This is a genomic window from Ruegeria sp. YTSA135 (assembly GCF_059610165.1).
This window is the reverse complement of record NZ_JBXWNC010000018.1, coordinates 25,144-49,096: the sequence shown is the minus strand read 5'-3', so window position 1 is coordinate 49,096 and position 23,953 is coordinate 25,144. Positions and strand designations below refer to the sequence as shown.

The window sequence follows — 23,953 nt, the reverse complement described above, 5'->3', positions numbered from 1 at the left end:
GAACAGGGAGTCCTTTATGTGTGGAATTGCTGGCAGAATACTGGCCGCGCCCGGTAAGGTTGGGGCGGACCTAGTTGACCTGATGGACGCGCAGGAACATCGAGGTGCCGACAGCACTGGGTTTGCTGTTTATGGCTTGCCGCGGGAAACCGGGTATGTATTGCGAGGAATGGGCTTTGACAAATCCCAACAAGATGCGGATCTGATCAAGTTTGAGGCCACACTGCGTGAGCACGGAAGCAGTTTTCTATCCGATCCGGCAATCGTCGCGGATGATAACCCTCATTACTGCTTTCGGATGGAGATTTCGGATCCAGCAAATTTGAAAGCGTGGGTCGCAGATGCTGATGAACTGACGGATCGAATTGAAATACAATCTTGTGGTCGCAGCCTTGAGATCATCAAGGATATCGGTGGCGCTGAGGCCGTGGCCGAAAAGCACGGTGTGCGCGATTTAATCGGAACGCACGGGCTGGGGCATGCACGGCTGGCCACAGAAAGCTCAGTTCTGCCCAACGCATCACACCCGTTCTGGGCGCGTCCGTTTTCGGATGTCGCTATTGTTCACAACGGGCAGATCACCGACTACTTCACCTGGCGCGATAGGCTGACCAGGATGGGCTATCGGTTCCTGACCGAAAATGACAGTGAGTTGATTGCCGTGTGGGTCAGTGACCAGATGAAGGCGGGGTTGACGATGGAGCAGGCGCTCAAAAAATCTATCACCTCGATCGACGGCGTATTCACCTACATGATCGCGACACAAAACGGTATCGGTTTTGCCAAAGACCGATTTGCCATGAAGCCTCTGGTCGTTGTCAATCGCAATGGTGATCTGGCCGCAGCGACCGAGGAACAAGCGGTCCGGCGCGTGATGACCGAAGAATGCGATGTAATCAACTATGACGGACCATCATTAACGGGCATCTGGGGTGTTGGAAACCGGAGCATGGCGGCATGAGCGAGGTGGCAGAAAGGATGGACGAGATCGTCATCGAAGTCGGCAAGCGACATATCCGCGAGGTGAACCGGGACATTATGGATGCGTGTGCCACTGGTCGGCCAATCCGTGTCGTAAACACGCTGTCGCGCCATAACCTTGGGGTGGGTCTTCCAGACAACGTGGATATAACATTCGAAGGGTCCGTCGGCTATTACTGCGGCGGTCTCAATACTGGTGCGAACATTTCAATCGAACGCAACTGTGGCTGGGCTGTTGGTGAGGGTATGGCCAAGGGGCATATAACCGTGGGTGGTTATGCTGGCATGTCCTGCGGGGCCGCCATGATCGGTGGCACGATCCACGTCAAAGGTGATGCCGGGCCAAGGGTCGGCGTTGCGATGAAGGGTGGAAACATCGTTGTCGAGGGCAAGATCGGATATCAGTCCGGCTTCATGGCCCATTCCGGTCGGATTATAGCGCTTGGTGGGGCAGGGGAATCCTGTGCTGACGCACTTTGGGAAGGTGAGGTCTGGGTTGCCGGAGAAGTTGACAGTCTGGGCGTGGATGTCGACGTGATCGAACCGACTGCCGAAGAAGTGGCCGAGGTAGATGCGATCCTCGAACCGCTTGGGTTGGTCGACAGTTCGCGAAATTGGCGCAAAATGGTTTCGGGCCAGCGTCTTTGGTATTTTGAAAGCAGGGACGCAAGCGCATGGCTCATGATCTGAGTAAACCTTACGAATATCCGTTCGACGTCGCATCGGAAGAGGAGATCAGATTCCGGGATGCCGGTGCGGTTGATGGCCGCCCGGCCGGTGTTCCATCCTCTTATGATGAGGGAGGCTCGACCCGCTGGACGCCCGAAGCGATCTCGGAAGTTCACGCTCTGGCGCAGCTCGGGCGCTATCAGGTGCGCGGGTACAATACGTTCAATAAGCAATTGCCGACATTTGATGACCTGACATTCGTGCCCGCCACAATGACGCGTCTTCCACTGGAAGGGTATCGCGAGAGCTGTGACACGACGACCGTTCTAGGCGGTGGGCGCGGATTGGTTGAACGTCCGCTGGAACTGAAAATCCCGATTTATATCGCCTCGATGTCCTTTGGCGCCTTGTCAGCGTCGGCGAAGGCGTCGCTGGGCTATGGTGCTTCCAAGGTGGGCACCATGACCTGCACGGGTGAGGGTGGCATGTTAGAGGAAGAGCGCGAAGCCTCTCAACGCCTGCTCTATCAGATGTCACCCGCCCGGTATGGCGTGGATCTTGATCACTTGCGCCGCGCTGATGCGCTGGAACTTGTTGTAGGGCAGGGGGCGAAGCCAGGTACCGGAGGGCTACTGCTGGGCATGAAGGTCAGCCCGCGGGTCAGCCAGATGCGGACTTTGCCGGAAGGCGTCGATCAGCGTTCGACGATCCGCCATCCCGATTTCCTCGGGGCTGACGATCTTTCGGTCAAGATTGAGGAATTGCGCATTGCCACCAATTATCAGGTGCCGATCTTTATCAAAATGGGTGCGACACGGCCCCGATTTGACGTGGCGGTTGCAGCCAAAGCCGGCGCGGATGTCGTGGTCGTCGATGGTGCTGAGGGCGGCACAGGAGCGTCTCCGGAACTATTGTTGAACCATACCGGTATCCCAACGATGAGCGCCATTCGTGCAGCGCGCGAAGCATTGGATGAATGTGGCATGACCGGAAAGGTTTCCCTTGTGGCTGCCGGTGGCATTCGATCTGGTGTAGATGCTGCGAAATGCCTGGCACTTGGCGCCGATGCAGTCATGATCGGCAACGCGGCCATGGTTGCTCTGGGGTGCAACAGCCCGCGGTACTTGGAGGATTACGCGGCCTTGGGAACATCCCCCGGCGCCTGCCATCATTGCCACACAGGTCGTTGCCCGGTTGGCATTGCGACCCAGGATGAGGAGCTGGAATCACGGATGAACCCGCGTGCAGGGGCAGAGCGAATTGCGCGCTATTTGACTGCCATGACGATGGAGATTACGGCGCTGGCTAAGGCCTGTGGCAAGTCGTCTGTTCACAACCTGGAAACCGAAGACCTGCGCGCCCTTAGCTTTCAAGCGTCGGCCTTCACAGGCGTGAAAATGGCCGGAATTGATAGGGCCTTCGACTGGTGAGGATTACAGTTCTTGAACTGACCAGCCACCCGCTGCCACTGCTGGACGGAATGCCGCGAACCGCGCAGCAGATTCAAGCGTGGATCGCGCCGCATCTGCCGGAGGCTGTTTTTGATGTGGTAGGAGTCGTTGATGGAGAACCGCTCCCCAACGACAATGATTTCGACGGTATTATTGTCGGCGGATCAGAGTTTGGCGTTTATGACGTCACGCAATGGATGCAGCCGCTGCGTACGTTCCTTGAACGCTGTCGAGAGACTCGCAAAGCGGTATTTGGAATTTGTTTCGGGCACCAAATAATGGCTGACGTCTATGGCGGGCGGGCCGAGAAGGCCGAGGTGGGCAAAGTCGTTGGCGCCCGACACTTCAACTTTGGCGGTGACAACGTTGACGCTTTTGTCTGGCATCAGGATCAGGTGACACGGGTTCCCAGTTCGGCCCGGGTGGCGGGTTCAGCAAGCCACTGCCCCGTGGGCGCTTTGGATTACGACTTTCCCGCGCGCTCAGTTCAGTTTCATCCCGAATACAGGGAGGATCATTTGCGTGATTTGTTCACTAGGGGGCGAGGGGAATTGTTGTCACCAGCTGAAGCGGATGCAGGGATGTCGTCGGTCAGCTCTGCAAAGGTCTCAGACGATCTTGCAGCGTTTCAGGCGGTGGAATTGTTTCGCGGTACCTACGTCCCGGAGTGATAAGCTTTCGAAAAAAGGCTCTTGATCCTGATCAAGTTCACCTGATCGTTTTCGTGTATACTGTATACGAAGTAAATCGAGAGGGCTCGGGATGACAGAGTACAAGGGCTTCATTGAGCGGATGGCGCGTATTTTCGGGGTTCCGCGTGAACGGCGTATCAGCGACCTAGAGTTATCGGATCTTGGCCTTTCCAAAGCAGATTTTATCATGCTTCGGTCTGGTGTGCCAAATGCACGGGAGCGCATTCTGTCAATGGCCCGTCAATTTGGTCTGACAGAAGACGATCTTGACGCACATCCCGAGCTTAGCCTGGAGTTGGCGGAAAAGTGTGGGCATTGCCGTCAGGCAAAGACCTGCCGCGACGCAATCAGATCAGGTGACCGCCTGCCGCAAGAGAAATGCCCGAACTCGGGGCTGTATGCGGCGCTTTCAGAAGTTTAACGCCCACTTGGGCTTTCTTTTGCACTTAGCTTTCTGCGACCGGTGATCTTGAAGCGATCAGCCGTTCCGAAGTCATTCATTCCAACCCCTGCAGCAAACTCGGCAAAGACCGGTGCGTGCTTGAACAGATGCCCTGAACAGCCGCCAGCAAACAACACGTTTTCGTGCTCGGGGTGCCAGTCTACAATGAAATGCGTGTCTGGTGTCAGGATGATCTGGTTGAATTTTGAATCCACAACTCTTTGACCCTCAAGGCCCGGGAGCCGGTGTCGGATATAACTCCGAGTGCGGCCCAACGTTTCCTGACGGATCAGCCGTTCGTCGTTATCCAAATCGATTTTGTCCGGAATGACCACAGCCGCTTTTACGCCTGAACCTTCGGACGAGGGTAGACCAAACGAACCCTGGCCATGATCGATCCAACAGGGCATCCGGCTCATGTCGAAATCTTCGGATCCTTCGGGCGTCGAGGTGTACAGAACGTTTACACCAACCACCGTCGATATCGGCTTGATCGTTCTGGGGAACATGTCCGCCATCCAAGGGCCTGTCGAAACAACGATAAGGTCCGCCTCAAGCGGTTTTCCATCCAGCATCGGGCGCTCTGATCCATCGGTGGTTACGCGACCGCGCTGCACAATCCCGCCTGCACGCCGAAACAGCTCCAACGCGGTCAGGACGCAGCGATGTGCCATCAGCATTCCGGCTTCGGGCTCGAACAGGGCGTATTCGATGTCAGGCACGCGAAATTGAGGGAACCGACTTTCGATATCCTGCTGCCCGAACTTGTAGTAGGGCACGCCAACACGATCGAAGGTCTCGGTCGTGGCGTTTTCCCAATCACAATGACCACCGGTCGCCAGAATCAGTGCACCGCACTCATACATCAGGTTCTGGCCGCTCTCGGCCTGCAATTCCAGCCAGCGCAGGCGGCTTTCGCGCGCCCACCTCGTATAAAATTCGTCCCGCCCGGAAATCGCGCGGATTACACGGTTGTAATCCGTTGAAGACGCACGGGAATGTCCCGGCTCCCAGCGGTCGATTAAAGTCACCGCCTCGCCGCGTCGTTGCAGTGTAAGCGCCGTCATGACGCCGACGATGCCGCCTCCGACAACGATGACCGAGCTCTTGGACATGATGCAGATTTTCCTTGTTTATCGATTGGCTTTGTGAATACTGTATACAGAATACAGCAATTATAAAGCCAAAAAACAGGGAGAGCGCACCAATGAGTTCGGGATTTGATTTGCCCAAGGGCACGCACACCGTCATTCTTGGTGTGGGTGACCTGAACGGCATCATGCGCGGGAAGCGCATTCCGGCCAGCCACTGGGACCACGTCTGCGAAAGCGGCAATGCGTTGTCGATTGCTTTGATGGCAATCGACATGACATGCGACGTCTGGGATACGCCTTACGTCAATTTCGACAACGGTTACCCCGATATGCACGTCTTCCCTATGACCCAGCCCGTTGCTGTGCCGTGGGAACCGGGAGTTGCTGTTTGTTTCGGGCGCGCAGAGGGTATGGACCATAAGCCGGTTCCCATCGATCCAAGGCAAGCATTGGTGCGTCAGGTTGAGCGGGCACGCGAGATGGGGTTCGAGGTCAATGTCGGCACTGAGCTTGAGTTCTATCTTCTGGATCCGGAAACCGGGAAGCCTCGTGACAGTGGAATTCAGGTTTACGGCCTTGGTCGCGCAGCGCGGATGGAGCACATTGTCGGGCCAATCCGTCAACAGATCAATGAATGCGGTATTCCCATTGAGCAATCGAACCCTGAGTACGCCGCGGGCCAGGTTGAGGTGAATATCCGGTACGGGGAAGCTCTGCAAGCTGCCGACCGAGTTGTCCTGTTTAAGTCTTTGATCCGCCAGTTGGGGATCGCCCATGGGTATCTGGCGACCTTTATGCCTAAGCCGTTCTTTGAACAGTCAGGCAATGGATTTCACACTCATTATTCACTGTGGAAAGACGGTAAGAATGTCTTTGCTGACAACGGCAAGATCAATGGCGTAGGCAGATCATTCATCGCCGGGCTGCAACAGCGCATGTGCGAAACGGCAATTTGCGGCAGCGGTACGGTAAATGGCTATCGACGTCGCCAGCCCTATACGTTCTGCCCAATCAATACGAGTTGGGGCCACGACAACCGTACGGTTGGTATTCGGGTGATAGAAGGGTCTGACAACGCGGTGCGCGTCGAAAAGCGTGATGCAGGTGCGGACGCGAACCCCTACCTTCTTCTGGCTGCTGAAATTGCGGCGGGGCTGGATGGGATCGAGCAAGGAATGACGCCCACAGAGCCGACAACCGGCAATGGTTACGAGGAAGGGATCGGCGATCCCATTCCTACCGATTTGCCAACTGCTATCGAACTGGCGAGGGGATCGGATTGGCTGCGTGACGTAATGGGCGAAATGCAGTGGGAGCTGGTTTTGCAACAGGCCGAGCGCGAGCTTGAGTTCTTCAATCAACAGGTCACACCGATTGAGTTGGACCGATACCTGAGGACTTTCTGATGCATTTGGGCAAGGTTGCCGGAACCGTCACCGCTACAGCCAAAGACGCAAGACTGGTGGGTACGAAACTGCTGGTGACGGATTTGGTGGACAGCAAAGGCAAAGTGGTCGATCCGGCGCGGGTTGCTGTCGATACTTGCGGCGCCGGAGTTGGTGACATGGTTCTTGTTGTCAACGGCTCGGCGGCGCGCATGGCGGCCGGTTTGTCCACCGCACCGGTCGATTTGGCAATCATTGCGGTGGTGGATCGCGTGACTACGACCTGAACCAAACACAGCACACATCAACATTTTTTTGGAGGAACAGAAAATGGCGAAACCAGTGGCAGGGCAAATGGCCCTGGGGATGATCGAAACTCGCGGACTTGTCGGCGCGATCGAAGCGGCGGATGCGATGGTCAAAGCGGCCAGCGTTTCGATTGTCGGTCAGACCAAGGCTGGCGGAGGTCTGGTCACGACCCTCGTACGGGGTGAGGTTGGCGCGGTCAAAGCGGCAACCGATGCGGGTGCCACGGCTGCTAACAAAGTCGGAGAAGTCGTATCTGTACATGTGATTGCGCGCCCGCATGATGAGCTTGAAGCCATCATCGACGGACTTGGTGCTGGCACTGCGGCCTAATCCGCCTGCTATTAGGAGACGCTATGTCAGCCGGATTCGAAGAATTCACACGTGCAGCGACGCGTGGCGCGACGCGGGGCGCGCCTGAACTGCCCAAGCTCGACCAGATTGCAGTGCTGGGTGGCGGTGCAGATGCGCGGTTATTGGCAGCTTTGTGTTTTGCGGAAGGGGCTGAGGTCACCTTGTTTTCCGCCTATGGCGCTGAACTGTCGCTGCTGGCGCAATCCTCTGGTATCTCGCTTCGGGGTGAGGGGCCGGTCGGGACTTATCAGGTTGACCGGGACGGGCCATCGGTGCGCACGACCGCTGAACTGGATGCGGCAGTGAGCGGAGCGCAGGTGATTTTTCTGACCGGTCCGATTCATAAACAGCGCACCTACGCCATGGTTCTTGCGGATCACCTTAGCGACGGGCAGGTTTTAGTTCTTGCGCCGGGCCGATCGCTGGGCGCTGTTGAAACGGCCTGGCTCTTGCGGATCGGAGGCTGTGTGGCGGACGTCACGCTGGTTGAGGTTCAGGGTCTACCGTATTGGTTCCGGTCCGAAGGCGCTGGGCTGACACTTTCGCTGGCGGCTCCGATGGCTGCGGCAACTTTGCCACGCGGACGTGACGAGGTCTTGCAAGCCTTGTCCACGTACCTTCCCAACTTACAAAAAGTCGACTCCGTCTTGGCATCTGGCTTCAACGATCTTTCAGCCGCCGTTGAAATACCGGCTTTGATCCTCGGTGGGTCTGCAATGGGCACAGGTGGTCCAAATGTTCCCATGGGTGGCGTTCCGTTAGAGGACAACCAGACTTTTGCATCGCTGATTGGGCCTGACCAGAAAGAGGTAGTCCGGGGGCTTGCGGACGAGCGGCGGCGCATTGCGGCTGCCTTCGGTGTACGCAAACTACCTGAAACTGAGCATTGGGTATCCGTGTTCGCCGGTTCGGAACGGGGTTCAGGTGCACGTCCAATCCCAGATCAGCAAAGGTCTCGTTCCATGATGCGTGACGGGGTGTTGGGTTCACTTGTTCCACTTGTGTCTGCCGGTGAGCTTGCGGGTATTCCAAGCCCTCTGACAAGCAGTCTGATTACCGTGTCTGATCGCATTCTGGGCGCTGACATAGCTGCTGCCGGGCGGCGCCTTGAAACTATTGGTATTTCAGCGGGCGACGTCGACCAGGCACGCCGTATCTTTGACACCATCGTCACCGGAGCTTCGTAATGGACGCAGATCTGAAATCGATTGCCTCTGCGAGGCGCGCTGCCGATAGCGCGTTTGAGGCCTATCGTGCTTTTCTGGGCACTGACCCGGTGCAGGTGGACGCAATCGTTGACGCCATGGCGCGCGCTATCGAGCCGGAAGCCGAACGGCTGGGGCAAATGGCGGTCGAGGAAACCGGTTACGGAAATGTTCCGGACAAACGGGTCAAGAACCTGTTCAATGCTCTTTCTGTCGCGGACTACCTCAGAGACGTGACAACGCTGGGGATGCTCTGGCGAGATGATGCGACGAAGATCGCCGCCTTTGGAGAGCCTATGGGTGTCGTTGCAGCCCTTATCCCTGTGACGAACCCAACGTCGACAATCATCTACAAGGTGCTCTCGGCGGTAAAGGCAGGTAATGCAATTGTGTGTGCACCGCATCCGCGCGGCGTTGAGTGCGGGATCGAAACCGTGCGCATCATGGCGCGCGTGGCCGAGCAGATGGGGGCTCCAAAAAGCCTGATTCAATGCCTCGATTCAGTGACAATTCAGGGCACCGCTGAGTTGATGAAACATCGCCGTACGTCGGTTGTGATGGCCACTGGTGGCCCGGCAATGGTTAAAGCCGCATATTCCAGTGGCAAACCGACGCTCGCAGTCGGTGCCGGTAACGTGCCTTGCTATGTGCACAAGTCGAAAGCACGCGATCTGGCCGAAGTGGCCGAGATGATCGTGACATCGAAAAGTTTCGACTATGGAACGGCCTGTGTCAGCGAACAGGCTGTCGTGGCCGACCCGGAAATCGCACGTGATCTGCGCCACGAACTTAAACTGAAAGGTGCCTATTTCTGCACTCCGGCCGAGGCGGACCGTCTTGCCAAGGTGATCTTTAAAGGCGTGCGGGTTATGGATCCCGACAAGGTTGGGCAAAGCCCGCAAGCGCTCGCAGATGCGGCGGGATTTGCGATTCCGCCGCGCACCCGGTGTCTTGTGTCGGAAGAGAGTGAAGTTGGTTGGCAACGCCCGCTATCTGCTGAAAAACTAAACCCTGTTTTGGCGTTCTATGAAGCGAAATCCACAGATCATGGAATTAAACTGGCGCAATCCATCGCCAAATTTGAAGGTTGGGGTCATTCCTCTGTTATCCATTCGGATGACCCCGAGGTCGTCGCCCGTTTCGCCTCAGTTCCCACTGGGCGAGTTCTGGTAAATACGCCGGGCATTATGGGTGGAATGGGCTATTCCACCGATCTTGAGCCATCTTTCATGCTGGGCACGGGCACGTGGTCGGGGTCGATTACTTCCGACAACGTCACGGCGCTACATCTCATCAACATCAAACGGGTCGCCTATGAAAGCAGACCTTGGCGCGACATTTACGAGGAGTATGGCGCATGAGCGAGATCACGATCCGGGCGCTGATGCAGATCGACAACCTGCAACCCAAATTCGCCGCCTATAACGGGGCGACGGTTCAGGGTTCGGTGCCCTTGTCCGGCGATACAGTTCTGATCGGAGAGTTCGCGCCAGGCAACGGGGTGTTTTCGCTTATCGACCGGGCGCTCAAGGCGTCCTCGGTCGAGGCTACGACACAGATGGTAGAGCGTGAGTTCGGGTTTTTCATCCTGCGGTCTCCGTCAAATGCCGAGGTGTCCGCCGCGCGGGATGCGATGTTGTCCGAACTCGGGGCCACGATGTCTGACCGCCTAAAGCCAGCGATAAGCTCCACTCAAATCATAACCAGTGTAGAGCCCTATCAGGCGCAGCTATTGAACAAATGGCGGAAGGGTGCGCTGATCGTTCCGGGTCAGACTTTGGGGATCGTGGAATGTGCACCGGCCGCATATATCTCAATCGCCGCGAATGAGGCTGAGAAGGCAGCAGAAATCGACATCGTCGAAGTGCGTGCTGTGGGGCGGTTTGGAAGGCTGTTTATCTCCGGGTCGGAAAACTCGGTCAAAACCGCCGTCGAGGCCGCGACAAGCGCCGTCGAGGCGGTGGATGGACAGGCCGGTTGATGGCAGATCCGCGTGTCATAGGTACAGAAGCGGTCGAAGATGCCCGCCGTCGTGGTCGGATCGTTTTAGAGGTGTTACCTGATGATATCGTGACAGCCTTGGCCCGCGAAACCGCTGAACGTCTCGGAATTACACTGGTCGATGGCCCGCTGGAGAGGCAGCAACCACAGCGCACGGATGCGGCGATTTCAATGCAGCGGGTGTTATATCGCCGCTCGCCCAAATGGGTTGCTCCGGTTCGCACTAAACGTAAGGCGCGCAGGCTGGGCAAGCTTGCCCTGATCGGAGCAGGGGGGGTCGGTGGTAATGTGGCGCATCTGGCGGCCATGCAGGATATCGCGGATGAGATTGCTCTGATCGACATCGTACCTGGTATGGCCGCGGCAACCGCCTTGGACCTTAATCACACCACAGGCATTACCGGAGCACGTGCGCGGTGCGTAGGGGGCGAGTCGCTAGACCTTGTGACTGGGGCCGAGGTGGTTGTCGTAACTGCAGGCCTTGCTCGCCGCCCTGGTATGAGCCGAGCAGATCTGATCGACGTGAATGCGCGCGCAATCCGTCAGGCCGCCGAGGCGATCCGGTCGGCCGCTCCAAATGCTATCGTCATTGTTGTCACTAATCCGCTTGATGAAATGACCTTTGAAATGCTGCGTGCAACTGCGTTCCCCCGCGAACGCGTCCTTGGGATGGCTGGAACGTTGGACAGCAGCCGTTTTCGAAATGCCCTTGCCGTGGCCGCTGGAGTTGGTCCCGCTGATATTGAAGCCTTTACTCTTGGAAGTCATGGAGACGAAATGGCGCCAATATCCAGCCGGGCCAAAATAAAAGGCCGGGCTTTGGATGTGTTTCTGTCTTCTGATCAGATCGACGCCTGTGTTCAAGACGCAGTCACGGGCGGGGGGCAGGTCGTTGCCCTTAAGAAGTCAGGTTCCGCAACCATCGCTCCAGCGCATGCGTCGATTGAATTGATTGACCATATCCGGGGTGCACGTACCGGCCCTGTTCCGGTGTCCGTCATGTTGCAGGGTGAATATGGAATTGACGGTGTGGTACTTGGCGTTCCCGCCCATCTCGGGTCCACCGGGTTGATTGAGGTTGAGGAGTTGCGTCTGACAGATCAAGAACAAGCGGCCTTGCATGAGGCGGCTGATGCTATCCGGTCGAGGTTGGGTCTTTGACCCGCCGCATATGGAAATCAGGCGGACGGTTCGAGGAAGTCGCGTCTTATTCCCGCGCAAAACGCATCGGTCCCTTCGTTTGGGTCGCCGGGACCACAGCTATCGAGCCCAGCGGGCGCATTCACGCGCCAGGAGATGTTGAAGCCCAGACAAGCTATATCCTTTCCCGTATAGAAGAGGCTTTAAAAGCTGTCGGAGCCGAGATGCGCCATGTTGGACGCGTCCGGGCATATCTGACAGACATATCCAGTGCAGGAAAGTTCGCCCGCGTTCATGGAACTGTCTTCCGTGACATTGATCCGGTCCTGACAGCTGTTCAAGCGGGCCTGACGCAGCCCGGTTTGGTGGTAGAAATCGATGTCGACGCGGTTATTCACGACGAAAACGGCGAAATCAGTGGAATCTGAACATGAGTTGCAAAGAAAGGATTTGATCGGACAAGCGTCTTGTGTACTGTATACAGAATACAAGAAAGGCATAATAAGACACAGGGAGCTAATGTGATGATGAAGACAGCGCTACTCAGCGGGACATGCATCGCGCTCATGGCCTCGGCGGCCGGGGCGGAAATTAAGGTTGGATTTATCGGGTCGCTTTCCTCGGATACCGGCCTATCGACCCTGCGGGGGGCCGAGGTTGCGATTGAGGAGTTGAACGCCAATGGCGGCGTGATGGGCCAGCAGATAACTTTGGTTTCAGCCGATACCGGACAGGACCCAACCGAAGGGGTGCGCGCATACGAATACCTCGCCGAGACCGAAGAGGTCGATTTCATCATCTCAGGCTCGATTGACGATGTGTCCCTAGGTTGGCTGCCAAGGATGCAGGAATATAGAATTCCGACGCTGGACACATGGACATCCTATATTGGCATAATCGACATGGTGGTCGAAGACCCCGAAAGTATGGCGCCCTATTTCATGAATATTGCCTCAGATGAGGCGCTGGCAACGCTTTACATAAACTTCGGCGCGGATGTTCTTAAGGAAAAGATGGGCTGGGACTCGGTCGTCATTCTGGCCGAGGACACGGCTTTTGGTGAGGCGATCACCGGACTGGTTACTGAAGCGCTTGCGCCGGTTGCCGGGATCGAGGTCAAGGACATCATCACCTATGACGTCGCGACTGTTGATTTCGCACCAATTTTCAGCCGGGCACAAGACACCGGGGCGGACTTCATCTATCAGGTATCTTCTGTGAATTCGCAAGTTGTCTCATCGCAATATGTCAAACTGCAAGTGCCAATGGCGATGACGGGCGTAAACGTATCCGCATTGGGTATGGAGTATTGGGAAGACACTGGCGGAGCCGGTGGCGGCATCTCGACCCTGTCACCTATCCCGTCTGTGGGGTTCAAGCTGGACCCGGCCAGTCAGGCTTTTGTGGACACCTATCAAGCCAAATATGACAGCCGCCCATTGCTGCCGCATTTCAACGGCTTCAACGCCTATCACGGTCTGAAGCAGGCCATGGCTGCTGCAGAAGAGGCTGGAGGCTTCGACAATGTCGAAGGCTGGGCCGACGCGATGAAGAAACAGGATCTGGTTTTGGAGATGGATGGCCAGCTTTGGCTGCGCTACGCCTTCTGGGGCGATGATGAGGTCGAGCCCGTGACGGGCCGCACCTATCCGCACAATATCCGCTTTGATCTGTCCGAGCCGTTTGACGATGCAGCTCCGTCAATGGTCGTGGTTCAGTGGTACGAGGATGGCACTGCGGCTGTTGTGTATCCCGAAAAATACGCGACGGGTGAGTTCACGCTGCCCAGCTGGGTAAAACAGTAGACCGCTCGCCCAGATAGCCCGAACCGGGCGCGCGCAGGTGCGCGCCCGCAGCCAGGAATCCCGACATGTTACAGATATTGATTCAGGGGCTTTTGCTCAGTGGCCTCTACGCGCTTATCGCTATGGGTTTTACGCTGATCTTCAGCATCGGGCGCGTTCTGAATCTCGCTTATGGCGCATATTTGATGGTCGGCGGTTACATGTACTTCTGGGTTTCTCAGACGCTTGGGATGCCAAAGCTCTTGGGCGTCGCCGTGGCGGCCGTGCTTGGTGTACTGATGGGTTTCTTGAAATATCGCCTGATCGTCAAAACGCTCAAAGGCGATCATGTGGCGGTCGAGATTTCGACGCTGATCCTCGCGGTTGTTATTCAGGCAGGGATCGTTCTGGTATTCGGAGACAGCAGCAAAATTCTTTTGCCGATTGTCCCGGGCGTGATCAACGTGGCCGGGGCATCAGTTACTTATAACATCCTGATCGCGACCCTTATCAGCTGGGCAATCCTATTGGGGCTGTTTGCCTTTGTACGGCTCACACATACCGGACGGGCGATGCAGGCCGTGTCGATGGATGCTAAGGGCGCAGCGATTTCGGGAATTGATCCTGATCGCATCAACCTGATTACGTGGGGTATCTCTGGCGCTTTGGGAGCGATCGGCGGCGTCTTCTTTGCAAGTTATACGCAATTATCGCCATCTATGTGGGTAGCACCACTTATCATTTCGGTGGCCGTGGTAATCGTGGGTGGCATCGGCTCGATCCTGGGAACGCTGGTGGTGGCCCACATTATCGGGTTCCTTGAAGTCATTGTCGTGGCGACACTTGCACCAGAATTGCGCGGTGTCTTCACTATGTTGTTGATCATCGGCGTGTTGGTGACGCGCCCGCAGGGTCTGTTTGGCCGCGAGGAGTTGTAACGATGGGGCTGCGCTGGTTTCACTTTGCACTCTGGGGCGGTTTGATCGTCGGAATGCTCCTGTTGCCGCAGGTTGTTTCGAACGGAACACTGCGAACGATGATCTTTGCGAACTATCTGGCGATCTTTGCCATCAGTTGGGATGTGCTATCGGGTCGAACAGGGTATGTAAGCTTTGGCCACCCGTTCCTGATCGGTATCGGAGCCTACACCACTGCAATCCTGACCAAGCGGTTCGATGTTCCGGTCGAAATCTCGATACCCGTGGCAGTTCTGTTTACCATGATCGCGGGCCTTTTGGTTTTGTTGCCAGCCTTGCGTATTCGAGGCAGTTATTTCGCTTTGGTCACGCTAGCCTTCATGGAGCTGCTCTATCAGCTCGTTCAAGTTATTCGTCCGGATCTGACCGGTGGAACGCGGGGTATGTCTGGAATTCAAACGCTTACACGCGGTGCAGCGAACGGGTATTACCTGTCCACTACGTTGATGCTGACGATTGCTGTCAGTATGTGGTTGCTGATGAAAACGCGGCTTGGCACTGCGTTGTCCGCTATTGGCATGAATGAGGAAAGTGTTCGGGGTTCGGGCCTGAGCACTACACGTCTGAAAGCATTTGCCTTTCTGGCAAGCGCAATGATCGCCGGGCTAGGCGGAGCATTCTACGTCCACTACTTGGGATCACTCGCGCCGCGTGCTCTGTTTGATATCAATTTCTTGTTCACGATCATTGTCGCTGCGCTTTTGGGTGGAACATCAACCATTATTGGCCCAATGATTGGCGCTTTCTTCATGACCTTCCTGCTAGAGTACTTAAGACCCGTTCTTCCCGGTGCAGAGCGTTACTTTGTATACGGTGCCATTGCGCTGCTCCTTTACATGTATCAGCCGAAAGGTCTTGTGGAACTTGTCCGACGTGGCTTCAAAAGTTTGAACAAGGGGCGAACGGCATGAGCACAGCCTTGCAGGTCTCAAATCTGGTAAAGCGTTTTGGCGGGTTGGTCGCGACAAATAATCTGTCGTTTTCACTGAAAGAGGGAGAGTCCTTGGGGTTGATCGGCCCCAACGGAGCGGGCAAGACCACCGTATTCAGCCAGATCATGGGTGAGCTGCGGCAAAACAGTGGCACAATTGAACTGTTTGGGGACGAAATCTCAACGTTGTCAACGCCTCAGCGTATTCGGGCCGGTGTCAGCAGAACTTATCAGATTCCGCGCCCGTTTGGTGAGATGAGTGTTGCTGAGAATATTCGTGTAGGTCTGATGCCGGACGACATCTGGCAAATGATCGTGTCACCCCCTGATACCAGACGTGAAAGAGAACTTGCGCTCAGTGTCGGTTTCCTAAAGGCGGACCTTGGCCGTATGCCAACTGAATTGGCGATGGGCGATCTGCGCAAGCTTGAGATGGCGCGAACCATGGCGACGGCGCCCAAGGTGATGTTGTTGGATGAGGTGTTTGCAGGCCTTACCACCGGTGAGATCGCTCAGATTTCCGATCTCATTCAGTCCATGCGCAAAGATGGGATGACCTTTCTGATTGTCAGCCATGATTTGCCTGCGCTTGAACCTTTGATTGATCGCGCGATCGCCATTGAAAGAGGCACCATGATCGCAGAGGGCACGTTCAGTGAGGTCATGAACGACAAGGCGGTTCAAGCCTCGTATTTGGGGGGCGTGTGATGTCATATTTGGAGATCGAAAACCTTTCTGCTTTCTATGGCAAGGCCCAAGCGCTGACTGACATTTCTATAACTGTACAACCCGGCGAGATCGTAGCTGTTGTTGGTCCGAATGGTGCTGGAAAGTCCACGTTACTGGATAGCATTATGGGTTTGGTCAAAATCGACGGTGACATTCGGCTTCGAGGCCACAGTCTTGTCGGTCGAACACCTTCGGAAATTGTGCGGCACGGAGTGGGTTATGCGCCGGAGCGTTTCAACCTGTTTCCCTACATGTCGGTGCGTGACAACCTGATGGTCGGTGCCTTCACGGCTCGTGATGATATCCAGAGCAATCTGAGCATGGTGCACAGCCTCTTCCCGCGTCTTGAAGAGAGGGAAGGGCAGGAAACTTCGACCCAATCAGGTGGGGAACGACAAATGGTCTCATTCGGTCGCGCCCTAATGACGAGTCCCGAGCTGTTATTGGTTGACGAACCCACAATTGGATTGGCCCCAAAAATCTGCCACGAAATCGCCGAGGTCCTGCGAAAGCTCAACAAGGAATACGGTCTGACGGTGGTAATTACAGAACAAAACGCCAATTTTGCTCTTTCTCTTGCAAGCCGGATTTATGTGCTCGAGTCGGGCCGTATGCAGACTTCGGGCACAGCAGATGAACTGCGAAATGACAAGAGATTGCTTGAAGCTTATTTTGGCGGACATTGAGACCCTTTTGGGACAAGGGAGCACATTCTCTTTTTTCCATTAATGGAGGGTCAACACTAAGTCCTCTGCGTGCTCTTGTCGGAAGAAATCAGACTGAGGCGGGCAGGTGGCTTTCGTAGCCTCGGTTCGTGACTAAACGATCGCCCTTCAGGTAATTCAAGGCACGTCGAGAGATAATTCTTCTTGCCGTGATGCTTTACGTTCAGTTTGCTCTGTTGCGTCGAAACGCCGGGAAGCTGCTGCATGAGCGAAGCATCAACGTCAGCCAACCGCGACGAAGCCAGGAACGATCATCCGGATCGTGGTTGTTTCTGCCTGTCACAGCCCTTGGGAACTTCTATCGTAGGGCCACAGTGGCATTTAATTACACGCTTCAGTTGGCAACTTCTGGACTGGTAAGATCAGGCAAATCCAAGGTTCTTAAGACATCCTCCGCTATGTCTGTGCCCGAGCGCCAGGCATCCTGAATCTTGGAGCCGCAACACCAATCGCCTCCGGCCCATAGGGTTCCATGTGATACAAATGGCTGACCGAGTGGTTTCTCTACCAGGCCGTATCGCCACCCCTGCAAGCCTTCGTGGCGGAGTTTGGCTGTATCGACATCCAGTGCGTCGCATAGCAGGTCCACCATCTGCGCTTTGGTTTCCGCCCGGTTAGAATCAATGTGCTTGGCACTCCAATCCGGGTGCGCCTGCGCAACCCAAGTCTGATACGCCTTCGAACGGCCTGGTTTGGTATTGTTTTGTGCAATCCAACTCAGCACTGCATCAGCGTCGCGCCGTGTCACAAAGGGCGCGGGTGTGCTGGGATCAAAGGCTGCCATAAGGGTTATGCACGGACGCATGAACGCACGGGCGGCGTCCTGAACTACCGCATGCGTTTCGCCAAGAATGGGGGCGAGTTGGGGCGCCGGGACCGTGATGATCACGTGCGAAGCGGTCGTCTTGCGTGTCTCTGTCGCGATCTCCCAGTGGGAGGCTTGCTCCCTCACGGCCGTCACGCGCTTGTTGAGGGTCACATCCAGACCACGCGCCAAAGCCTTTGGCAGGGCCCCCATCTCCGGCGCACCAATGATGCGTTTCTTTCCTTTGTCCAAGTGCCAGAAATCTACGTTGCAAGGGGCGAGTGCCGCGATCCTCGCGGCGTTTTCACCTTGATCGAGATATTGCGCGCCGTGGTCGAAAGTAATGCGCTCATCGGCCACGTCCGCGCGTCTGGTTGCCACGCGTCCTCCTATCCCACGACTCTTGTCGATCAAACGCACGGGCACACCGGCGTCCTGCAGGGTTCGTGCGCAGGCGATCCCAGCTATGCCTGCGCCGATGATCACGATGTCAATCATGTCAGCTCCGCGTTTTGGACAAAAGCGGGGATAGGTTTAGTGTCCTTGAAGAACGCAGCAGTGGCGTGAGGCAAAATCGCGCCATCAAAATCCCAGCGCCATTCGCCCAAGTCTATTCTTGCTTTATCCAAGGCGTGCTTAGTTTTGAGCACAAAAGCCCGAAAGCGACCCGTAAGACTGCATGGTGTTGCAAATTGAGTATCGCCCAACCGCCAAGGCAGTTCGAGAGAGTGGATCCAGATTGACGTGAACGAAAAGTGAGCATGGGTTTGTAGGTAGCCAGTATCCATTGGTTCCTCGGCCCTGCTGTCGAATAAATCGGGTGCTGACTGCCCGGCCTGAGCTGCTTGCACCCGTCCGCAATGACCATGATCCCGATCCAGTACCGCAAGCTCGCGGTTCAGGCCTTTTTTGTAATGATCCCAGACGACGGGATGTCGTTTCATCCACCCCTCAAAGTGATCGCGCCAATTGATTTCTTGGACGAACTTACCTGCGCTTTGCCCATGCACTGCGGTCGCAACTGCATCTTGTTCGCACACAAGACACCGCCGCAGGTATGTCGAGAGTATCGAGACATCGCATTGTTGGCCCAGGCCCCGATCAAAATTGCGCCCTTTGGTGTACTGTTTGCCTATCCGTGGCGCGAAGGGCTGAAGGGCTTCTTCAAGCGTTGCTCGCGTGAACGCCAAACTCTTATTTCTCTTCGCGTCGAGTGGCATAAAGTCATTTCCCAGCTGTTTTTGCAGTGACGTAAACCGAAGCCCTGTGCCGTCGAACCCTTGCGTGGCCGTCTTGCAGAATTTCACCCGTGGTAGCGGGTCTGATCAAAGGATCAGCGCGCAAGTACGACATCTTTTTGAATGTGCAATCCCTGCTCCACAGCGTCCACGAGATAAGAAGCAACCTCGGCTCGAGCGACAAGCCCATTTCGCCATTTATCTGGGTTATCAAGCACGCGTACCTTACCAGTGGCTGGCCGATTGATAAGTATCACCGGACGTACGATGGTCCAGTCGACATTACTTTCGACGATTATCGCTTCTTGCCTCGTCTTATCCGCGTATACGCACCCCAGAAGCGATCCGTGACCCAGCCGTTCCCGGATGCCAAGGGCTACGACGACAGCGCCAACGTCACTTAAGGCTAAAGCGATATCCTCCGCCTTTAAGGCGTCACCGACCATGCGATCCAGTAGAGGGTGTTCCGCAAGGCTGTCGGCAGATCTGGCAAAAGCCCTCACAGAACCCTTCTTGCTGCAAGCTGAGGACTCGCCCTGGTGTTTGTTCATCTGAAACTTGAAGAGCCAGGTGTCTTGGTTTTTCGGAGCAGTTCAAAACCTAATAAAACAGAGTGGCTGCCTATCAAACCGGGCTCACGCGGACAGTGATCGCTGCCAAGACCACCGCTACAGCGGCGATGACAAATGCTGTACGGCGAGACCTTGACGCTGTTTGCCAGTGTCTTGGTCTGATTCCCTTTAAAACCAATGGAATCGGCGACGCTGGTTGTGTTTCACACGTACGGGCATCGCGTCGCGTTGGCGCATTGCGCGTCTGTCGTGATGCTGGGTGGCCAGCACAACAAGGATAACTGCTCCAGCTAAGATTATTGACATTTCATTCATGAGTTTGCGTCCTTGGACCATCAGATGTTTGTTGATCGTTTTGTCTCAGTTGGCGAAGCCTGCTCTGGCAGGCTTTGTTCGCACGAAACGCTCGCCGCAGCTCGTGTTGGCTCTTTCGGGTTCCGGGCTTCTCTCCCATCTCGCTTCCTTGGTGGTTACGATGTGCCAGAAAACCTCTCTTATCGAGTCACCCTGAACTGTCTCAGCGGCGATGACGTCAGGCACGCCGATGTCTGTTAGGGCACTGTCTGCCCTTTGACTGGTTGCCGTTAAAAGAAAACTGTTGCGTAGTGCGTGTGCGGTTTGGTTGCGTCTCAACATCTTGCAAGTCGAATTAGTTTAAAGGCAGCCTTTTTCTACCTATTCCTGCCATGGTGACGGTCTGCCGCATCTGCATATGAAGTTCGAAGCGTGGTTCTGTAACCGGCGAACTCACCCGCTTTCCTTGCGCACCGCGGAGTGCAACCAAAACTGAAAGCCAGAACTGTGAAGCGAAGTAAATTTTTGCCTCTGCCAGCCATAACGGCAGAAATGGCCACGTGGCAGACCTTGGCGTCTCGGAGCACTCGGACTGCTATCCGGCCACTAAGTGAACAGCTGACAAAAGCGCTGATGTTACCGCCTTGACTTGCCGATTCAACCGATCATGGTAACACCTCTTCGTGCCGTCCGCAGCACGACTCACTTTCTTACAGCGACAACCAGAATGCTTCTGCCGCCGGGCTGAGGTGGTGTGACTTTTCCCGGATCTTGCGAAGCTGTCGACGGGTCGGCGGGTCATCGGGCCGAAGGAAGGACACTTCGTCGAGTTGGTGCTGCACAGCACTTCGTGGCAAAACCGTTGCCCCAAGGTCGGCCCGGACGAAAGATAGCAGAGCGGTGGTGTTGCGGGCTTCGAGGTTGCAGGTGGCCAGCAGCGGCGCAAGGCAAGCATGCGCGACCAAATGGCAAAGCGGATTGGCGATGAACGGCTCGCGAAGCAGCAGTTGCCACGAACAGGCTTCGCCGTCTGCCATCGCATTGGAAATGGCCCCATCCCTGCGGCAGACTATGCCAAGATCGTCTTCGTAGATCACAGTGTCTTCGGTTGCGTCCTCAACGGGCTCGGACAGGATCCCGATATCGGCATCATCAAGCTTGACACGCTGCCGAACCGTCGCGCTGTCTACATCGCTGATTTCCAGCCGCACGTCCGGGCGCTGCTGCTGAAAAGAGGCGATGATGCCGGGCAGGAAGGTCACGGTCGCTGAAGGGACGACGGCAAGCCGTACGGTGCCGGCGGTGGAAATAGCGTGCCGCCCAATCGCATCGACACTTCGTGAAAATGCTTCCGTTGCACGATTACTTTCCTGAAGGACAAGCTGACCCAGCGGTGTGAGTCTGTTCTTGCGGTCTGTCTCGAACAGCGGCGCGCCGATATGGTCCTCCAGCAGCGCCAGCGTCATCGACACTGCGGATGGCGTCCGCCCAAGCTGTTCGGCCGCGGACCCAAGCGATCCCTGCTCGGCGACGGTTCGAAAGGTGCGCAGCATCTCAAGCTTGATCGCCATTTCAGTTTTCCTGAAATTATCTTCAATACTTCCAGATTGCCTGAAATCACATACTTCGTCTAGGACCGATCTCAGGCAAGACGAGGATGTTCCATGCAAACCGGACTCTATATCGATGGTCGTTGGCAAAACGGCGCAGGTGAGATCGAAAACCGTAACCCTTCGGACGTATCGGACCTGATCGGCACTTTTGCCCAGGCCAGCGCGGATCAGTTGGACGCCGCTCTCGACGCCGCCAAGCGTGCACAAAAGATCTGGTGGGCAGCGGGCATACAGAAACGCCATGACGTTTTGATGGCAATCGGAACCGAGTTGATGGCGCGGGCTGATGAGATCGGACGCCTCGTGTCGCGCGAAGAAGGCAAACCGCTGGCCGAGGGAAAGGGCGAGGTTTACCGCGCCGGGCAGTTCTTCACTTATTACGCCGCTGAATGTCTGCGCGGTCACGGCGACCTGGCCGAAAGCGTCCGTCCCGGTGTCGAGATTGACGTGCGCCGCGAACCTGTGGGCGTGGTTGCGATCATATCGCCCTGGAATTTTCCCGTGGCGACGCCCGCATGGAAGATCGCCCCCGCCCTGGCCTTTGGCAACGCGGTGGTTTGGAAGCCTGCCAACCTGACGCCCGCCAGCGCCGTAGCACTGACCGAGATTATCGCTAAACAGGACATTCCCGCCGGTCTCTTTAATCTTGTCGCAGGACCGGGCCGCGATGTCGGCCAGCGGCTGGTGGAAAGCCGTGACGTGGCGGCGATCAGCTTCACCGGGTCGGTTCCGGTTGGGCGCGGCATCGCGGCCTCGGCGATCGGAAACATGACCAAGGTGCAGATGGAGATGGGCTCAAAAAACCCCATGCTGATTATGGACGATGCAGATCTCGATCTCGCCGTTATGCATGCTGCCGGCGCGGCCTTCGGTGCCACGGGTCAGAAATGCACCGCCGCCTCGCGCCTGATCGTGCACGCTGCGATCCATGACGAATTCGTTGCAAGGCTCGTTAAGGCTACCGAGGCATTTAAGGTCGGCCATGCGCTGGAAGACGGCACGCAACTCGGCCCGGTGGTCAGCGAGGGACAGCTGGAACAGAACCTGAATTACATCCAGATTGGCAGGGACGAAGGCGCTGAACTTCTGACAGGCGGAGGGAGGCTGGAGCGTGCGACTGACGGGTACTACATGGCCCCAGCCGTCTTTGCGGGCACAACCAATGATATGCGTATTAACCGTGAGGAAATGTTCGCGCCGATTACCTGCGTGATCAAGGCCGACGGCTACGACGAAGCGCTCGCCATCGCCAATGACAGCGACTTCGGCCTCACCGCTGGGATTATGACCACAAGCCTTGCCCGCGCCAGCCATTTCCGCGCCAACATGCAGGCCGGCTGCGTCATGGTGAACCTACCGACCGCAGGCACCGATTATCACGTCCCCTTTGGCGGGCGCGGTGCATCATCTTATGGCCCGCGCGAACAGGGCAGTTACGCCGCCGAGTTCTATACTTCGGTCAAAACCGCTTATGTCGCGGCGGGAGAACCGGCATGAGCGTCCTGATTGACGGGCTGCAATACGCCAACTGGTCCGAGAAGATTTTCCGCCAGATGCGCGCTGGCGGGGTGGATGCGGTGCATGTCACCATCACCTACCACGAGACTTTTCGCGAAACGGTCCTGCAAATCGAACATTGGAACCGCTGGTTTGAACAGTTTCCCGACCTGATCTTTCAGGGCCGCACCGCCGCCGATGTCCGGCTTGCGCAGGAAACCGGGCGCACCGCGATCTTTTTCGGTTCGCAGAATCCGTCCTGCATGGAAGACGATATCGGGCTGATTGAGATCCTTCACACACTTGGCCTGCGCTTCATGCAACTGACCTACAACAACCAGTCGCTGCTGGCTTCGGGGTGCTACGAAGACGACGACACGGGACTCACCCGCATGGGTCGCGAGGTCGTGGCTGAAATGAACCGTGTCGGGCTGGTCGTGGACATGAGCCATTCCGGAGAACGCTCGACGCTTGAGGCCATCGAACATTCGTCACGTCCGATCACCATCACCCACGCCAATCCTGCGAGCTGGCACAAGGCGTTGCGCAATAAGTCGGATACAGTGCTCAAGGCACTGGCAGAGAGCGGCGGGATGCTGGGGTTTTCGGTCTACCCACACCACCTTAAGGACGGCAGCGCATGCACGTTGCAGGATTACTGCGACATGGTCGCCCGCACTGCCGACCTGATGGGCATCCACAATATCGGTATCGGCACCGACCTGTGCCAGGATCAACCGGACAGTATCGTCGAATGGATGCGTGTGGGCCGCTGGACCAAGCGAATTGACTATGGAGAAGGCAGCGCAGCGGTGCCGGGGTTTCCTGAAATGCCTAGCTGGTTCGCCGACAACCGGGATTTCGGGCACATCCGGGCCGGTCTGCGCACTGCCGGGATGGACGACGCAGAGGCTGATGCCGTCATGGGCGGCAACTGGCTGCGATTTTTCGAACAAAGCTTTGGCGCGAAAAGATCGGTAAAAAACACCAGCGCTCGCGCAGCGGAATGACCATCCCCGCGGGAGGCGGGGCTTTGTCTGGGAGGACAACAAATTGACGGATAGAACG

Annotated in this window: 25 protein-coding genes and 1 pseudogene; 21 read left to right on the top strand and 5 right to left on the bottom strand. The window is 56.4% G+C overall.

Annotation, left to right across the window (positions count from 1 at the left end; genetic code table 11):
- The first annotated feature begins 16 nt into the window (after positions 1 to 16).
- The 5 genes from AC2FIT_RS19370 to AC2FIT_RS19350 all read left to right on the top strand — a co-directional run bounded on the left by AC2FIT_RS19370 (position 17) and on the right by AC2FIT_RS19350 (position 4,214).
- Entirely contained in the window at positions 17 to 961 is a 945-nt protein-coding gene (locus AC2FIT_RS19370) for a class II glutamine amidotransferase domain-containing protein (RefSeq protein WP_496831656.1), read from the top strand.
- Positions 958 to 1,671 carry a GltB/FmdC/FwdC-like GXGXG domain-containing protein gene (locus tag AC2FIT_RS19365; RefSeq protein WP_082677567.1) on the top strand — a complete coding sequence of 238 codons (714 nt, stop codon included), beginning with the start codon at positions 958 to 960 and terminating at the stop codon, positions 1,669 to 1,671. Before AC2FIT_RS19370 ends, AC2FIT_RS19365 begins: the two co-directional genes overlap by 4 nt.
- A complete protein-coding gene (locus AC2FIT_RS19360) occupies positions 1,656 to 3,080 on the top strand; it encodes an FMN-binding glutamate synthase family protein (RefSeq protein WP_496831654.1) in 1,425 nt (474 codons plus the stop codon). The genes AC2FIT_RS19365 and AC2FIT_RS19360 overlap by 16 nt, the downstream gene beginning before the upstream one ends.
- Positions 3,077 to 3,772, top strand: a complete 696-nt coding sequence (locus AC2FIT_RS19355; RefSeq protein ID WP_496831652.1) for a type 1 glutamine amidotransferase — start codon at positions 3,077 to 3,079, stop codon at positions 3,770 to 3,772. The genes AC2FIT_RS19360 and AC2FIT_RS19355 overlap by 4 nt, the downstream gene beginning before the upstream one ends.
- A gap of 91 nt (positions 3,773 to 3,863) precedes the next feature.
- Entirely contained in the window at positions 3,864 to 4,214 is a 351-nt protein-coding gene (locus tag AC2FIT_RS19350) for a hypothetical protein (RefSeq protein ID WP_496831650.1), read from the top strand.
- Here AC2FIT_RS19350 and AC2FIT_RS19345 read toward each other — a convergent pair.
- Entirely contained in the window at positions 4,211 to 5,350 is a 1,140-nt protein-coding gene (locus AC2FIT_RS19345; RefSeq protein ID WP_496831649.1) for an FAD-dependent oxidoreductase, read from the bottom strand. The genes AC2FIT_RS19350 and AC2FIT_RS19345 overlap by 4 nt on opposite strands.
- Before the next feature lie 92 nt (positions 5,351 to 5,442).
- On the opposite strand from AC2FIT_RS19345, the gene AC2FIT_RS19340 reads away from it, so the two are divergent.
- From AC2FIT_RS19340 to AC2FIT_RS19275, 14 genes and pseudogenes are all read left to right on the top strand, one after another.
- Positions 5,443 to 6,735 (top strand): glutamine synthetase family protein, encoded by a 1,293-nt coding sequence (locus AC2FIT_RS19340; protein WP_496831647.1) that lies wholly within the window; start codon positions 5,443 to 5,445, stop codon positions 6,733 to 6,735.
- Positions 6,735 to 7,001: a EutN/CcmL family microcompartment protein gene (locus AC2FIT_RS19335; protein WP_496831645.1), complete on the top strand. Its 267-nt coding sequence runs from the start codon at positions 6,735 to 6,737 to the stop codon at positions 6,999 to 7,001. The genes AC2FIT_RS19340 and AC2FIT_RS19335 overlap by 1 nt, the downstream gene beginning before the upstream one ends.
- 43 nt (positions 7,002 to 7,044) lie before the next feature.
- A complete protein-coding gene (locus tag AC2FIT_RS19330) occupies positions 7,045 to 7,353 on the top strand; it encodes a BMC domain-containing protein (RefSeq protein ID WP_068340255.1) in 309 nt (102 codons plus the stop codon).
- A 23-nt stretch (positions 7,354 to 7,376) separates the two neighbouring features.
- On the top strand, positions 7,377 to 8,561 hold the full coding sequence (locus tag AC2FIT_RS19325; RefSeq protein ID WP_496831643.1) for a hypothetical protein: 1,185 nt from the start codon (positions 7,377 to 7,379) through the stop codon (positions 8,559 to 8,561).
- A complete protein-coding gene (locus AC2FIT_RS19320) occupies positions 8,561 to 9,940 on the top strand; it encodes an aldehyde dehydrogenase family protein (protein WP_496831642.1) in 1,380 nt (459 codons plus the stop codon). The genes AC2FIT_RS19325 and AC2FIT_RS19320 overlap by 1 nt, the downstream gene beginning before the upstream one ends.
- Entirely contained in the window at positions 9,937 to 10,560 is a 624-nt protein-coding gene (locus AC2FIT_RS19315; protein ID WP_068340262.1) for a BMC domain-containing protein, read from the top strand. The genes AC2FIT_RS19320 and AC2FIT_RS19315 overlap by 4 nt, the downstream gene beginning before the upstream one ends.
- A complete protein-coding gene (locus AC2FIT_RS19310; protein WP_496831640.1) occupies positions 10,560 to 11,741 on the top strand; it encodes a malate dehydrogenase in 1,182 nt (393 codons plus the stop codon). The genes AC2FIT_RS19315 and AC2FIT_RS19310 overlap by 1 nt, the downstream gene beginning before the upstream one ends.
- Positions 11,738 to 12,148, top strand: a complete 411-nt coding sequence (locus AC2FIT_RS19305) for a Rid family hydrolase (RefSeq protein ID WP_496831638.1) — start codon at positions 11,738 to 11,740, stop codon at positions 12,146 to 12,148. Before AC2FIT_RS19310 ends, AC2FIT_RS19305 begins: the two co-directional genes overlap by 4 nt.
- A gap of 96 nt (positions 12,149 to 12,244) precedes the next feature.
- Positions 12,245 to 13,525 (top strand): ABC transporter substrate-binding protein, encoded by a 1,281-nt coding sequence (locus AC2FIT_RS19300; protein WP_082677552.1) that lies wholly within the window; start codon positions 12,245 to 12,247, stop codon positions 13,523 to 13,525.
- A 65-nt stretch (positions 13,526 to 13,590) separates the two neighbouring features.
- Positions 13,591 to 14,442, top strand: coding sequence for a branched-chain amino acid ABC transporter permease (locus tag AC2FIT_RS19295; protein ID WP_068340275.1), 852 nt, complete (start codon positions 13,591 to 13,593; stop codon positions 14,440 to 14,442).
- Between the two features lie 2 nt (positions 14,443 to 14,444).
- On the top strand, positions 14,445 to 15,392 hold the full coding sequence (locus AC2FIT_RS19290; protein WP_496831635.1) for a branched-chain amino acid ABC transporter permease: 948 nt from the start codon (positions 14,445 to 14,447) through the stop codon (positions 15,390 to 15,392).
- Positions 15,389 to 16,120, top strand: a complete 732-nt coding sequence (locus AC2FIT_RS19285) for an ABC transporter ATP-binding protein (protein WP_496831633.1) — start codon at positions 15,389 to 15,391, stop codon at positions 16,118 to 16,120. The genes AC2FIT_RS19290 and AC2FIT_RS19285 overlap by 4 nt, the downstream gene beginning before the upstream one ends.
- 8 nt (positions 16,121 to 16,128) lie before the next feature.
- Positions 16,129 to 16,827, top strand: coding sequence for an ABC transporter ATP-binding protein (locus tag AC2FIT_RS19280; protein WP_496831631.1), 699 nt, complete (start codon positions 16,129 to 16,131; stop codon positions 16,825 to 16,827).
- A 173-nt stretch (positions 16,828 to 17,000) separates the two neighbouring features.
- Positions 17,001 to 17,093: pseudogene (locus AC2FIT_RS19275) on the top strand (IS6 family transposase); the annotation flags it as partial.
- Positions 17,094 to 17,200: 107 nt separating this feature from the next.
- Here AC2FIT_RS19275 and AC2FIT_RS19270 read toward each other — a convergent pair.
- The 4 genes from AC2FIT_RS19270 to AC2FIT_RS19255 form a co-directional block, all read right to left on the bottom strand.
- A complete protein-coding gene (locus AC2FIT_RS19270; RefSeq protein ID WP_496831630.1) occupies positions 17,201 to 18,169 on the bottom strand; it encodes an NAD(P)/FAD-dependent oxidoreductase in 969 nt (322 codons plus the stop codon).
- The gene (locus AC2FIT_RS19265) at positions 18,166 to 18,891 is read right to left on the bottom strand and encodes a hypothetical protein (RefSeq protein WP_496831629.1); all 726 of its coding nucleotides are present in this window, start codon (positions 18,889 to 18,891) and stop codon (positions 18,166 to 18,168) included. The genes AC2FIT_RS19270 and AC2FIT_RS19265 overlap by 4 nt, the downstream gene beginning before the upstream one ends.
- 113 nt (positions 18,892 to 19,004) lie before the next feature.
- A complete protein-coding gene (locus AC2FIT_RS19260) occupies positions 19,005 to 19,412 on the bottom strand; it encodes an NAD(P)-dependent oxidoreductase (RefSeq protein ID WP_496831627.1) in 408 nt (135 codons plus the stop codon).
- A gap of 1,073 nt (positions 19,413 to 20,485) precedes the next feature.
- Complete coding sequence (locus AC2FIT_RS19255; protein WP_496831626.1) at positions 20,486 to 21,346, bottom strand: LysR family transcriptional regulator; 861 nt, start codon at positions 21,344 to 21,346, stop codon at positions 20,486 to 20,488.
- A 93-nt stretch (positions 21,347 to 21,439) separates the two neighbouring features.
- On the opposite strand from AC2FIT_RS19255, the gene AC2FIT_RS19250 reads away from it, so the two are divergent.
- Together AC2FIT_RS19250 and AC2FIT_RS19245 are read left to right on the top strand one after the other, a co-directional pair.
- Positions 21,440 to 22,885, top strand: a complete 1,446-nt coding sequence (locus tag AC2FIT_RS19250; RefSeq protein WP_496831624.1) for an aldehyde dehydrogenase family protein — start codon at positions 21,440 to 21,442, stop codon at positions 22,883 to 22,885.
- Positions 22,882 to 23,895: a membrane dipeptidase gene (locus tag AC2FIT_RS19245; protein ID WP_496831622.1), complete on the top strand. Its 1,014-nt coding sequence runs from the start codon at positions 22,882 to 22,884 to the stop codon at positions 23,893 to 23,895. The genes AC2FIT_RS19250 and AC2FIT_RS19245 overlap by 4 nt, the downstream gene beginning before the upstream one ends.
- Positions 23,896 to 23,953 lie beyond the last annotated feature (58 nt).

Excerpts from the sequence above, each read along its gene's own strand:
- AC2FIT_RS19370 (WP_496831656.1), top strand. The coding sequence starts at position 17 with ATGTGTGGAATTGCTGGCAGAATACTGGCCGCGCCCGGTAAGGTTGGG.
- AC2FIT_RS19365 (WP_082677567.1), top strand. The coding sequence starts at position 958 with ATGAGCGAGGTGGCAGAAAGGATGGACGAGATCGTCATCGAAGTCGGC.
- AC2FIT_RS19360 (WP_496831654.1), top strand. The coding sequence starts at position 1,656 with ATGGCTCATGATCTGAGTAAACCTTACGAATATCCGTTCGACGTCGCA.
- AC2FIT_RS19350 (WP_496831650.1), top strand. The coding sequence starts at position 3,864 with ATGACAGAGTACAAGGGCTTCATTGAGCGGATGGCGCGTATTTTCGGG.
- AC2FIT_RS19345 (WP_496831649.1), bottom strand. The coding sequence starts at position 5,350 with ATGTCCAAGAGCTCGGTCATCGTTGTCGGAGGCGGCATCGTCGGCGTC.
- AC2FIT_RS19340 (WP_496831647.1), top strand. The coding sequence starts at position 5,443 with ATGAGTTCGGGATTTGATTTGCCCAAGGGCACGCACACCGTCATTCTT.
- AC2FIT_RS19335 (WP_496831645.1), top strand. The coding sequence starts at position 6,735 with ATGCATTTGGGCAAGGTTGCCGGAACCGTCACCGCTACAGCCAAAGAC.
- AC2FIT_RS19330 (WP_068340255.1), top strand. The coding sequence starts at position 7,045 with ATGGCGAAACCAGTGGCAGGGCAAATGGCCCTGGGGATGATCGAAACT.
- AC2FIT_RS19325 (WP_496831643.1), top strand. The coding sequence starts at position 7,377 with ATGTCAGCCGGATTCGAAGAATTCACACGTGCAGCGACGCGTGGCGCG.
- AC2FIT_RS19320 (WP_496831642.1), top strand. The coding sequence starts at position 8,561 with ATGGACGCAGATCTGAAATCGATTGCCTCTGCGAGGCGCGCTGCCGAT.
- AC2FIT_RS19315 (WP_068340262.1), top strand. The coding sequence starts at position 9,937 with ATGAGCGAGATCACGATCCGGGCGCTGATGCAGATCGACAACCTGCAA.
- AC2FIT_RS19310 (WP_496831640.1), top strand. The coding sequence starts at position 10,560 with ATGGCAGATCCGCGTGTCATAGGTACAGAAGCGGTCGAAGATGCCCGC.
- AC2FIT_RS19300 (WP_082677552.1), top strand. The coding sequence starts at position 12,245 with ATGATGAAGACAGCGCTACTCAGCGGGACATGCATCGCGCTCATGGCC.
- AC2FIT_RS19295 (WP_068340275.1), top strand. The coding sequence starts at position 13,591 with ATGTTACAGATATTGATTCAGGGGCTTTTGCTCAGTGGCCTCTACGCG.
- AC2FIT_RS19290 (WP_496831635.1), top strand. The coding sequence starts at position 14,445 with ATGGGGCTGCGCTGGTTTCACTTTGCACTCTGGGGCGGTTTGATCGTC.
- AC2FIT_RS19285 (WP_496831633.1), top strand. The coding sequence starts at position 15,389 with ATGAGCACAGCCTTGCAGGTCTCAAATCTGGTAAAGCGTTTTGGCGGG.
- AC2FIT_RS19270 (WP_496831630.1), bottom strand. The coding sequence starts at position 18,169 with ATGATTGACATCGTGATCATCGGCGCAGGCATAGCTGGGATCGCCTGC.
- AC2FIT_RS19265 (WP_496831629.1), bottom strand. The coding sequence starts at position 18,891 with ATGCCACTCGACGCGAAGAGAAATAAGAGTTTGGCGTTCACGCGAGCA.
- AC2FIT_RS19255 (WP_496831626.1), bottom strand. The coding sequence starts at position 21,346 with ATGGCGATCAAGCTTGAGATGCTGCGCACCTTTCGAACCGTCGCCGAG.
- AC2FIT_RS19250 (WP_496831624.1), top strand. The coding sequence starts at position 21,440 with ATGCAAACCGGACTCTATATCGATGGTCGTTGGCAAAACGGCGCAGGT.
- AC2FIT_RS19245 (WP_496831622.1), top strand. The coding sequence starts at position 22,882 with ATGAGCGTCCTGATTGACGGGCTGCAATACGCCAACTGGTCCGAGAAG.